The sequence below is a fragment of the Crocosphaera sp. Alani8 genome (assembly GCF_038442745.1).
Classification (GTDB): Bacteria; Cyanobacteriota; Cyanobacteriia; order Cyanobacteriales; family Microcystaceae; genus Crocosphaera.
In genome coordinates this window covers 1-10,485 of record NZ_JARVCN010000100.1, presented here as the reverse complement: position 1 = coordinate 10,485, position 10,485 = coordinate 1, and the positions used below count along the sequence as shown (strand labels likewise).

General features: G+C 39.2%; 10 protein-coding genes and 1 pseudogene. 9 read left to right on the top strand and 2 right to left on the bottom strand.

Annotation, left to right across the window (positions count from 1 at the left end; translation table 11 throughout):
* Complete coding sequence (locus P9B04_RS07370; RefSeq protein WP_342054348.1) at positions 1–537, bottom strand: hypothetical protein; 537 nt, start codon at positions 535–537, stop codon at positions 1–3.
* 122 nt (positions 538–659) lie between these two features.
* Between P9B04_RS07370 and P9B04_RS07365 the strand changes: the two genes are divergently transcribed.
* Positions 660–860: a hypothetical protein gene (locus P9B04_RS07365; protein WP_342053177.1), complete on the top strand. Its 201-nt coding sequence runs from the start codon at positions 660–662 to the stop codon at positions 858–860.
* Between the two features lie 189 nt (positions 861–1,049).
* Here the strand turns inward: P9B04_RS07365 and P9B04_RS07360 are convergent, their stop codons facing one another.
* Entirely contained in the window at positions 1,050–2,672 is a 1,623-nt protein-coding gene (locus P9B04_RS07360) for a CTP synthase (RefSeq protein ID WP_342054347.1), read from the bottom strand.
* 309 nt (positions 2,673–2,981) lie between these two features.
* Here P9B04_RS07360 and P9B04_RS07355 point away from each other — a divergent pair, with 309 nt between their 5' ends.
* From P9B04_RS07355 to P9B04_RS07320, 8 genes and pseudogenes are all read left to right on the top strand, one after another.
* Positions 2,982–3,707, top strand: coding sequence for a V4R domain-containing protein (locus P9B04_RS07355; protein ID WP_342054346.1), 726 nt, complete (start codon positions 2,982–2,984; stop codon positions 3,705–3,707).
* 5 nt (positions 3,708–3,712) lie between these two features.
* Positions 3,713–4,084 carry a hypothetical protein gene (locus P9B04_RS07350; protein WP_342054345.1) on the top strand — a complete coding sequence of 124 codons (372 nt, stop codon included), beginning with the start codon at positions 3,713–3,715 and terminating at the stop codon, positions 4,082–4,084.
* A gap of 10 nt (positions 4,085–4,094) precedes the next feature.
* Positions 4,095–4,589, top strand: a complete 495-nt coding sequence (locus P9B04_RS07345; protein ID WP_342054344.1) for a phycobilisome protein — start codon at positions 4,095–4,097, stop codon at positions 4,587–4,589.
* Between the two features lie 4 nt (positions 4,590–4,593).
* Positions 4,594–5,253, top strand: coding sequence for a V4R domain-containing protein (locus P9B04_RS07340; RefSeq protein WP_342054343.1), 660 nt, complete (start codon positions 4,594–4,596; stop codon positions 5,251–5,253).
* A gap of 284 nt (positions 5,254–5,537) precedes the next feature.
* Positions 5,538–6,020 (top strand): 2Fe-2S iron-sulfur cluster-binding protein, encoded by a 483-nt coding sequence (locus P9B04_RS07335; RefSeq protein ID WP_342054342.1) that lies wholly within the window; start codon positions 5,538–5,540, stop codon positions 6,018–6,020.
* Positions 6,021–6,104: 84 nt separating this feature from the next.
* Positions 6,105–6,425: pseudogene (locus P9B04_RS07330) on the top strand (2Fe-2S iron-sulfur cluster-binding protein).
* A gap of 40 nt (positions 6,426–6,465) precedes the next feature.
* A complete protein-coding gene (locus P9B04_RS07325) occupies positions 6,466–7,389 on the top strand; it encodes a tetratricopeptide repeat protein (RefSeq protein WP_342054341.1) in 924 nt (307 codons plus the stop codon).
* A gap of 620 nt (positions 7,390–8,009) precedes the next feature.
* Positions 8,010–10,217 carry an alkaline phosphatase gene (locus P9B04_RS07320; protein ID WP_342054340.1) on the top strand — a complete coding sequence of 736 codons (2,208 nt, stop codon included), beginning with the start codon at positions 8,010–8,012 and terminating at the stop codon, positions 10,215–10,217.
* The last annotated feature ends 268 nt before the right edge of the window (positions 10,218–10,485 follow it).

Below are 10,485 nucleotides of genomic sequence, written 5' to 3'. Positions count from 1 at the left end.
TTATAAGGCGAAACTAGCTTGACATCTGACTTCCAGCCTTAAGTTGTCACAAATGGTCTTACCACACCCCGACAACCCCATCAAAATACCAAAACTAAAAGAATCGTAGGTAATTGTCTCCAAACATTCGTTTAACAGCCATTCCCTCTGTAAACGTTTAAAAATTTCTGCGTCTTCTAAGGTAAAAGGACGTAATCCCTTAATAGCTTTGCGCTCAACAGACTGATCCTCTTCTGTTTCTGGAGGTCGAGTCACCACTGCTATAATTAGAGCTAATAGAGCAATTAATAACCAAACGGTCAGAAAAAAAATTCCGTACCATTCTGGCAGGGATACACTCCACAAAGATTCGAGAGCTTTTGAGAAAATGCCGCCAGGAGTGAAAAACAGCAGCAAAACCGCATCAACTAGAAGCAATAAGGTAAACCAATTGCGACCACGGATTAATTCCCCCACCCACTGTACAAACTTAACCAGTTCTTCTGTGGTTTGTTTAACAATCTCTAGAGAAGGCGGTTTGGGAGACTCAGGACTCATAATCTCAGCTTTTTAATCATCTCCGTGACACTCCTCCCGACGCTGATCCAGTGGGTACAGCGCGGGCTTCCCTACCTCACGATAGGACGTTACTGCTTCATCGGTCTTTTCTAGATACACAAATGTTGCCATTCACATATCCCCGTCCAGATACCTCCACAGTCAGCACCACCGACTATCCATCGGCTGCAATGTATCGAGTTTTTATCCAGAAAAACTTTTTTCCCCGTTTCCAGCTTCTTAGCATTGTTGATTGTCTGGGACAACCTAGGGACGCATATCTCCACTGGCTAGAACGATGGGTTTCGCCCTTTAACTTTTGAGCCTGTTTCCAGGTGTCAATTAGACTTTCCCAATTAGATCATTTTTTGGTTAAGTCTCAAAGCTGCTGCCCCTGCTTTCATGAGGGGCTGTCTGAGGAGGTTTCCTCCTCAGTTTATACGCCCCATCCCGACACTGACCTTCGGTACAGTGCGGGGCTTCTCGGCGGTAAGCTAATCTGGAAATAACTTCTAAACAACGGGACTTGAACCCTTGGTTTTCTGTTCAATCGCCGCCTGAACAAAACCTAAAAATAAAGGATGGGCCCAGTTGGGACGGGATCTAAATTCGGGGTGAAATTGGGTAGCAATAAAAAAGGGATGGTCTGAAAATTCAATTATCTCTACTAAACGACCATCGGGAGAAGTTCCACTGACTTTATACCCTGTTTCTAATAATTGATTGCGATAAGCGTTATTAAACTCGTAACGATGACGGTGACGTTCATAAATCACCTCTTGTTGATACAAAGAAGCAGCCAAAGTATCGGCAGCAATACGACAGGGATAAAGTCCTAAACGCATGGTTCCCCCTAAGTCCACCACGTCTTGTTGTTCCGGTAACAAATTAATCACAGGATTGGTGGTTTCTGGTTCAAATTCTGCACTGTTAGCATTTCTTAAACCAGCAACATTGCGCCCCCATTCAATGACAGCGCATTGCATTCCTAAACAGAGTCCTAGAAAGGGAATTTTCTGTTTTCTGGCGTATTCAATGGCCTTAACTTTCCCGTCCACACCCCGAATACCGAAACCTCCAGGAACAATGACCCCACTAATATCACTTAAGTATTTATCGGCCCCATAATTTTCGATATCTTCTGCACTAACCCAGCGTAACTTGACCTCACTATCCGTAGCAATACCACCATGAACTAAGGATTCTACCACGGATAGATAAGCGTCGCTGAGTTGAACGTATTTCCCCACCAAAGCTACCTCAATATTGAGTTTGGGGGCCTGCATTTTTTGTATCAGGGTTTGCCATTGACTCAAATCTGGTTTACGGGGTTCTAGGTGTAATAATTCTAGGGTTTGTTGGGCTAATCCCTCTTTTTCTACCACCAAAGGCACTTCATAAATACTACCGGCATCTTGCGCTGTAATCACCGACTCTACAGGAACGTCACAAAACTCTGACAATTTTTCCTTCATCCCGTCTTTGAGAGGGCGATCGCAACGACACACCAAAACATCCGGTTGAATACCGATCGATCTTAATTCTTTAACGGAATGTTGAGTGGGTTTAGTTTTCATTTCCCTAGCTGCAGGAATCCAAGGAATAAGGGTTACGTGCATGTAAACAACGTTATTTCGCCCCACATCCTTACGAAACTGACGAATAGCTTCTAAAAAGGGTAAAGATTCGATATCTCCTACAGTTCCACCGATTTCGGTAATTACTATATCGGGGTTGGTATTTCTAGCTACACGATGGATTCGCTCTTTAATTTCGTTGGTAATATGGGGAATAACTTGAACAGTTCCCCCCATGTAGGCTCCTCGTCGTTCTTTATTGAGGACTGCTTGATAGATCGAGCCGGTGGTTACACTGTTAAGACGGGACATAGGTGTATCGGTAAACCTTTCGTAATGGCCCAAATCTAAGTCGGTTTCGGCCCCGTCATCGGTAACAAATACTTCTCCGTGTTGATAGGGACTCATGGTACCGGGATCAACGTTAATATAAGGGTCAAGTTTAAGAATAGAAACAGAGTAATTTCGGGACTTGAATAAGCGGCCCAAACTGGCAGCTACAATACCTTTGCCAATACTAGAGACAACTCCACCGGTCACAAAGACAAACTTAGTCATAAAAATTTTTTTGGACTATCCCACAATATCGGATTTGAATATCCTCGGTTTGTTCTAGGGGGTACTTTACAAATCTTCAACAAGAAAATACCACTATAACCTAAACATATTCTAACGTGAGTTTGCAGTTGACAGTTCCCAGTTGTATATTTTCCGTAACTAATTTGGCTATTTTTTTGTAACTAATCTGTATAACCCCTTAAATCAAGATATGGAACACCAGTAATTTGCTCATAACCACCGAAGAAATAATCAAATTTGCTTTCTACAATAAAATTACATTCGATAATATATTGAGGTTTATATAAGATGGTTTTCACCTCAAGTGATAGCAAACAGGAAACACAACAGTTAGTTACTAATTTTGAGCATCCTTTAAAAAAGAAACATCCTAAGAAACATAATCATTATGCTTTAGAAGATTTCTTTTCTTTTCAGACAGAAACAGGTAGCATTGTTGATTGGAATGAATCTCGTAATGTCCTTACCACAGAAGACTTTATTCTCGGGTTAATCGAAGGACTAGAACAAGAAATTGGTAGTGCGGCTGGAGTTGTTACTTATAACATTGGTAAAGATTGGGGAATGCGAGATGCGGACTTTTTTCAGCAATGGCTTTATGACCAATACAAATATGAGAAACCTCTCAAGAAAATGAACCTTAACTACGTTTTAGAAGCTTGGTGGTGGCCTTTTACGGCACAGGGTTGGGGTAACTGGGAAGTGGATATGAGTGAACAGAAAAATGGTTTTATGTTCGTCAATGTTTTTGATTCTGCTGTGGCGCGAACCTTGGGGGATGTTGGTAAACCTGTTTGTCATATTTATGCTGGTTTGTTAGCTGGCTTTTTTAGCAAATTGGTCAATAAAGAACTCAATGCGATCGAAATTCAATGTTATGCAATGGGGGAAGCTTATTGTAAGTTTTTAGTTGGGAAGAAAGACCGAGTTGATGCGGCTACTTTTTGGTTAAACGAAGGTGCATTAGCTAAAGATATTGAAAAGAAATTACATCGTGGGGAGTATCTTAAATGATGAGTATGGAAACATGGTCTAGTATTAGTGTTTATGATTTTTTTCGTACTTATAATTGGGAAGGGAAAACCAGTAAACTAGATGATTTTGATTCCGTTGAATTGAGAGAACAATCCCAGTCTTTATTATCTTTAAGCTTAAAAGACTTTTTGGGAAGTTGTAATTGGAAAGGATACCAAGAAAAGCAGAAAATATCTCATCTAATTCAACCATCAAATGATTCTTTATTGAATCTTACTGTTGATAGTTTTTTCCAAGGAATACGCTGGGAATCTACACCAAAAATAGCTCCTATATCTAATAAATCATCGTTTGCAACCACAAATAATTTGACTTCTTCTGACCTAAATATAAACAACTTATCCGATTTATTTTAAGATAAAAATTATGCAAAAAGATTTTGAAACCTTATTCTATAAAGCCGAAGATGATTATCTGGAATCTTCAGATTTACAATCTCTAAAACAGAAAGCCCTGATTCTTCAAGAAAGCCTCAAAATTTATCAAGAAATACGAGATCAAGAATTACTAATATTTCAGTCTGTCGCTAATAGTTTACTTGAGGAATTTCCTGATGAAAATAGACAGCGTTTGGAGCAAGCTTTACAACATTGGATATCGGTAATGCGATATGGATCAATGGCTATGTTATTAAACAATCCTGATTATCTCAGACATCGCCTTTTAGAATGGCTCACAGATATCATTCACGCTCAAAAAATGGTTGAAATTGAAAACTATATTTTTGAGAAGCTAATGAAGGAATTAGAAGAAGTTTTAACCATAGAACAAATGGTTATCTTAACTCCATTTCTCCAACAAGCAAGAATGATCCTACTCGAAACAAAACCCCAATGTGAAACTTTAAAAGTTGAGGCATAAACCGATGATTGATGTTACAAATTTAGTCGAAAAAACTTCCTTTAAGGGAAATTATTTTTCTCCTGATATCTATCTGCAAGGAGACTTTGAATTTGGGCTATTAGAAAACCGTAGTGGTTCCCGTTTATTAGCCCTTCCGCAACCTTTATTAGAAGCACTCTATAATACTTTAGAAGATGAACTCGGAGAAGGAAGTAGTGTTGCTTTATTTAGCTGCGGTAGTTGGTGGGGAAAACATTTCTATCAGAGATTTGCCGATGAATTAGGAGAATACTACGGAGAACCCTTAGCAAGAATGAGGATGATCCAATTTATTCAATGCTTAAAAGAATGTTGGAAAGCGCATGGTTGGGGAGTCCTTGATATTGACCTTAAATATTACAAAAATGGCTTTTTAGTTCCTCAAATTCTCAATTCTCCTTTTGCTAGATTTGCTCCTCAAAATAAGCGTCCTATGTGTTTTCTGGAAGCAGGAATTATGAGTGCTTTTTTTAGTAAACTAACAGGAGAAGACTTACATTGTGTGCAAACTACTTGTGAATCTATGGGAGCCAATTCTAATTATTTTGTAATTGGTTTATCTGAGCGTATAAAATCTATAAAAGCGTGGCAAAAAGAAGGTTATCATCATAACAAAATTATGGAATTATTGTGTCGCGATTAATGTAAAAATTCAGCTCTAGGCTAACTTTATGGATTGAGTTATTAAATTATCCTAGCCTTTGATGACAGCAATTTGCAAGTTATTAAATACAATTCATACAAATTATTTTTTCTCTGTTCCCTATTCCCTAAAGTGATGAACTTTTATAGTTTATCAATTCGTAAATTGCTGTCAAACCCTAACAATATGACAGATATTATTCAAAAGCTAAATCCCTTATCGCTGACTGCTGAATCCTTACTGATGAATTAAACCCAAAATAGCCAGATTAGGAGACTTTAAACATGGCAAAAACAGTAAAACTTGACCCTATTAACGAACAGGTAGATATACTAACCAATGATAATCTTTTGAGCGGTTTATTAGCCAAAGACTTGAAGGTTTGGAAAGAGTGTGGCGGCCGAGGAATGTGTTCTACTTGCCATGTTTTTATCACAGAAGGAATGGAAAGTTTGTCCCCTGTGAACCGCCGAGAAATCCGCACGATGGAAGTAATTACTACGGCAAATAAATGTTCCCGTTTAGCTTGTCAAGCAAGGGTTATAGGAGATGGAATTGTAGTAGAAGTTCCTTCAGGAATGTATGTCAATGAAATCGAGGATATTGAAGATTTAATTGGCAGTCGTGCTAAAGAAAACATTCTTCATCCCATCACCGGTGCAATTTTAGTTGAAAAGAATAAATTGGTTACTCGTTCTATGATTACTCAATTAAAAGATACCCAAGTTGAAGTATCCGAATATATGACAAAAATTCAGGCTGCTTAGTTCTCTTAAAACCTAATTATTGCATTAATAGTGCAATTTTTTACAAGTAATTCAAGTCATTTATTAACTATAAAGGTGCTACAAATGAGTCAAAATAAAGATTCTTTTCAAGTTACACTAATTAATCTAAAACACAAGTTACATAAAACCATTGGAGTTGATTCGGGTGAGTACATTTTAGATATCGCTGAAAGCAAAGGTATTAAACATCCTTCATCTTGTCGCGCAGCTTCTTGTATGGATTGTTGAGCTAAAGTTATTGCTGGAAAAGTTGAACAAACAGACAAAGCTGAGTCTTTTCTAAGACCAAATGAATTAGACGAAGGATATGTTTTACTTTGTTCTTGTTCTGCTACTTCTGACTGCACTATTTTAACCCATCAGGAAGAAGAATATTTGGTTTAATTATCCACTGTTTATCAACTGCTAATAAGGATTTAAAGTTATGGAAAATCAAGTCGATCAACAAGAATTGAACAATCAAAATAATGGTAACAATTTATCTGAAATTTTTGACATTTTGTCAGGAGTGGGATTAGTTGGGGGAGCGATTGGCTCTTTTTTCGGTAACGTTGCTGTTGCCACTATTCCTATTTCTTTTTCTTTGGCTTTACAAATTGCTAATCGTCGTCAATTAAAAGTAGAGCTATCTCAGATTCAAGAAAGCTCTAAAACGGAGATTCTGCAACAAATAAATAGCAATCATACTAAGATTCTAGAACAGTTGCAACATTTAAAACAGGAGGGAGAAAATAGTTTCAATCAGCAAGATAATAAGTTCCAAAATTTAGTTAATGAGTTGTCAAACAAAATTCAAGCTAATCAAGAATCTTTTACTCTTTTAAGTACAAAAGAAAGAAAACTAGATGAGTTTGCTCATGGGTTACAGTCTAAATTAAATGAAGTCCAAGATATTGTTACAACCCTCCAAAATATCGAGAACTTTTCCCAGATGATTCGCACTAACCCAGACGAAGTAGAAGCTTATTATCAACGAGGATTAAATTATCAAAAATTAGGGGAGCAAATAGGGGCAATGGAGGACTACAGAGAAGCTCTAAACCTCGACTCTACCTATGCTGAAGCTTACCATAGTCGAGGGGTACTCTTGGCAGAAATCGGTCAGAAAAAACAAGCTGTTGAAGATTTACGTCTAGCTACTAAATATTACTTTGAACAGGGTAATATTGAAAGCTATGAACAAGCGAGAAACCTCAGCAAAGAGTTCTATGAAGTTCGTCATTCTTACGTTGATGATGAACCAGTCGAAATGGTTGATTCTCAAAAAGAAATAAACGAAGAAAATTCCCTTAATCAAGTTGATTCAGTAACGGTTGATGCTTTATTTGATGATGAACTCGATAGTTAACAAAACATCTTTATTCTAGATTAGACTAGAGCGAACAATTAATTATCCATGTCTTCATTCTCCCGCTTAGCAGTGAATCTTTAACCATAGGTTCACTGCTTTTATCTTAAGTGAGTAGACAAAATATAGCAGTTTTCAATTGGGTGTATCAAAATTTCGGTTTACTTCGACTTCGCTCAGTAACAGGGAGGGGTGGGGAGTGTGGGGGCTATTTTTCTTTGAGTTTGTAATCTATGCAAATTAAAATTGCCATAAATTACACATTTGGCAGAAGGAACAGCGAACGGATAAGGAATACAAAAATTTTAACTTCTGATTAAAATGTACAATTAATTTTGCTCGGATACTTAATTATCCCAGATTCAAAAATTTTTTTTACTTCTTTCTCTTATGCTAATATGAACTTAGGCAAAAAATAGACTTTCACTACTTATGATGCACTACCCAAAGGTATTACGCCTTTGGAAATGCAAGATGGTGTATAGAGCAAATAAATTTTTTTATCTTTACTTTCCTTTTCTTTTTTCTTAATCTCTTTTTTATAAACGACTCCTATATTAAATAACGTAAAAGTTGCGTTTAACCGAACGTACAAAATCAATCGAAAAAGGAGTGTTATTGTGGCTAAAAACGTCATTATTATTGTCGGTGATGGTATGGGCTGGGAAATGGTTCGTGCTGCTGCCATTGCCAAACAAATTGACGAAGGACACCAAGGAAATACTCTAGCGGATTTCTATACAGAGGGTAGGGGTGAAGGACTTAGCTTTCAAGAACTAGAAGGCTACACCCATGCCACAACTTATTCAACAATTATTGACGGTAACAAAGGTAATTCAGCCTTTGAGGGAGATCCTAGAGACCGCGTTACTGGTGAAGGGGTACTGCGCGAAGGATTTACCCTGCCAACGGATTCAGGTGATAGCTCAACTGGCTTCGATCCTACCTTTAATCCCTATGGCAGTGAAGATTCTCCAGGGGTAGGTAATCTCGTTGGTTATGATCCCACCGAAGGCGGTTCTCAACCTTGGCTTCAAGGTTCTGACCCGGAATACATCAAGCAAAACTATACTGACTCTGCTGCTGCTGGTACGTCTCTCTATTCGGGAGTTAAGACATTTGCTGGAGCTTTGGGGGTTAACATTTTCGAGCAACCAGTGGAAACCATTCTCGAAACTGCCAAAGCAGAAGGAAAAGCTACAGGGACAATTTCTACCGTTCCTTTTAGCCACGCCACCCCTGCTGCAACTGCGTCTCACGTTAACAACCGAAATAAGCTAGATGATGGCATTCCTGAAGGTGCTTTAGAAGGAGAGGAATTTGATGCTGGTGATAGCGTCACGCAGCAAATGCTGTTAGAAACACAACCCGATCTTATTCTCGGTGGTGGTCATCCTCTTGATTACAACAACACGGATTCAGAAATTGGTGGCGAGCTTAACTTTAGATTTATTGCTGAGTCTACCTATGAGGAACTAAGCAATAATCCTGATGGCGATAATCTCTACGGCTACAATTTTCTAGAGCGCAATCCTAATGCTGCAGAGACTTTACTAGAGGCAGCAGAAACACTTAATCCAGAAGATGGCGATCGCTTGTTCGGTCTTTATGGAGCTAGAGGACAAAACGGCAACTTGCCCTTAGTAACTGCAGACAACGACTTCAGTAACACTGGCTTAAATACTTTTTCCCATCGCTCTTCTCAAATATCGGGAGGAACTCCCGATAGTAACCGTCCGCTAATGCCTGGCGAAACGGTAGAAGACTTTATCACTCGCGAAAGAGATGAGAATCCTACTCTAGCTGAAATGACAGTAGCCTCTTTAGAGTTTCTCAGCAAAGATGAAGATGGTTTCTTCCTTGCTGTCGAACAGGGCGATATGGACTGGGTACTCCATGACAATAATATGGATAATTTACTCGGAACATTTATAGATCTTGACCAGACTGTCGAAGTCACAGTTGATTGGATTGAGGAAAATGGTGGTTGGGAAGAGAACCTCTTAATCGTGACAGCCGATCACGACCACTACATGACCCTAACCGACGACTTCCCTGCTCTTTACCGAGAGCAAGGCGGTGAAGCTCTAACTCTTGCTTTCGATTCTGCTGATGCTGGTCATTACTTTGGCTCTAACCCTGATGATAAGTATGAGTGGGGTAATCACTCTAACCGTCCCGTTCCCGTTTACTATCAAGGTGCTGGTTCTGAAGTCCTAGATGGTTTTATTGGTGAAGGTTTTGAAAGCTATGGCGTTGAAGTACCAGGTATTCCCGATCATGTAGATTTGGTACACTTGGCACAAACGGCACGCACTGCCATTTTACAAGAAGAAACCCCCGAACCACCTTTGCTCCCTGTGTTTGGTAGCCTCGACGGAGAAAACATCGAAGTCGGTAGCGATGAAATTGTCTTCAGTGGAGCAGGAGATGACCTCATCGATAGTTCTGCTGGTGGTGGCAACAACCGTCTCTATGGGCAATCTGGCGATGATACCTTTATCCTGGGTAGCAATGACCGTGCAATATCCGGAGCAGGAGACGATCGCTTCTTCATGTTAGGTGGTGATAGCACTGTCACTGGTGGAGCAGGAGAAGATCAATTCTGGATTGCTGTGAGTGAAATTCCCGAAGCTGCTAACATTGTCACCGACTTTACTGGTGGAGAAGACGTTTTAGGTCTTAGTGGTTTAGGTATCGGCTTTGATGATTTGAGTATTACTCAACATGGTGACGATACTTTAATTTCTCTTGGCGACGATGAGTTAGCCAAACTACTCGGTGTTACTGCTAGTAATTTGAGTGCTAGTGACTTTGCTTTTGCCTAAAGCTAAATGTATTTTCTTAATGTCCTCAAGGCAGTCACCTTGAGGACTTGTCTTTATTATCCGTCAACCTTTTATCATGGCAATTTTCATTTGCATAGATTACAAACTCAAAGAAGAATAGTCCCCACACTTCCCACCCCTCCCTGTTACTGAGCGAAGTCGAAGTAAACCGAGATTTTGATACACCCAATTGAAAATTGCTATCAAGAGTTCCTCTGCTTCATGAAACCTAGACAAACCTAGACAGGCTTGATGTTCAATTCCTGCT

Bases quoted from the DNA above. Each gene is read 5' to 3' on its own strand.
- P9B04_RS07370 (WP_342054348.1), bottom strand. From the start codon at position 537: ATGAGTCCTGAGTCTCCCAAACCGCCTTCTCTAGAGATTGTTAAACAA.
- P9B04_RS07365 (WP_342053177.1), top strand. From the start codon at position 660: ATGTTGCCATTCACATATCCCCGTCCAGATACCTCCACAGTCAGCACC.
- P9B04_RS07360 (WP_342054347.1), bottom strand. From the start codon at position 2,672: ATGACTAAGTTTGTCTTTGTGACCGGTGGAGTTGTCTCTAGTATTGGC.
- P9B04_RS07355 (WP_342054346.1), top strand. From the start codon at position 2,982: ATGGTTTTCACCTCAAGTGATAGCAAACAGGAAACACAACAGTTAGTT.
- P9B04_RS07350 (WP_342054345.1), top strand. From the start codon at position 3,713: ATGGAAACATGGTCTAGTATTAGTGTTTATGATTTTTTTCGTACTTAT.
- P9B04_RS07345 (WP_342054344.1), top strand. From the start codon at position 4,095: ATGCAAAAAGATTTTGAAACCTTATTCTATAAAGCCGAAGATGATTAT.
- P9B04_RS07340 (WP_342054343.1), top strand. From the start codon at position 4,594: ATGATTGATGTTACAAATTTAGTCGAAAAAACTTCCTTTAAGGGAAAT.
- P9B04_RS07335 (WP_342054342.1), top strand. From the start codon at position 5,538: ATGGCAAAAACAGTAAAACTTGACCCTATTAACGAACAGGTAGATATA.
- P9B04_RS07325 (WP_342054341.1), top strand. From the start codon at position 6,466: ATGGAAAATCAAGTCGATCAACAAGAATTGAACAATCAAAATAATGGT.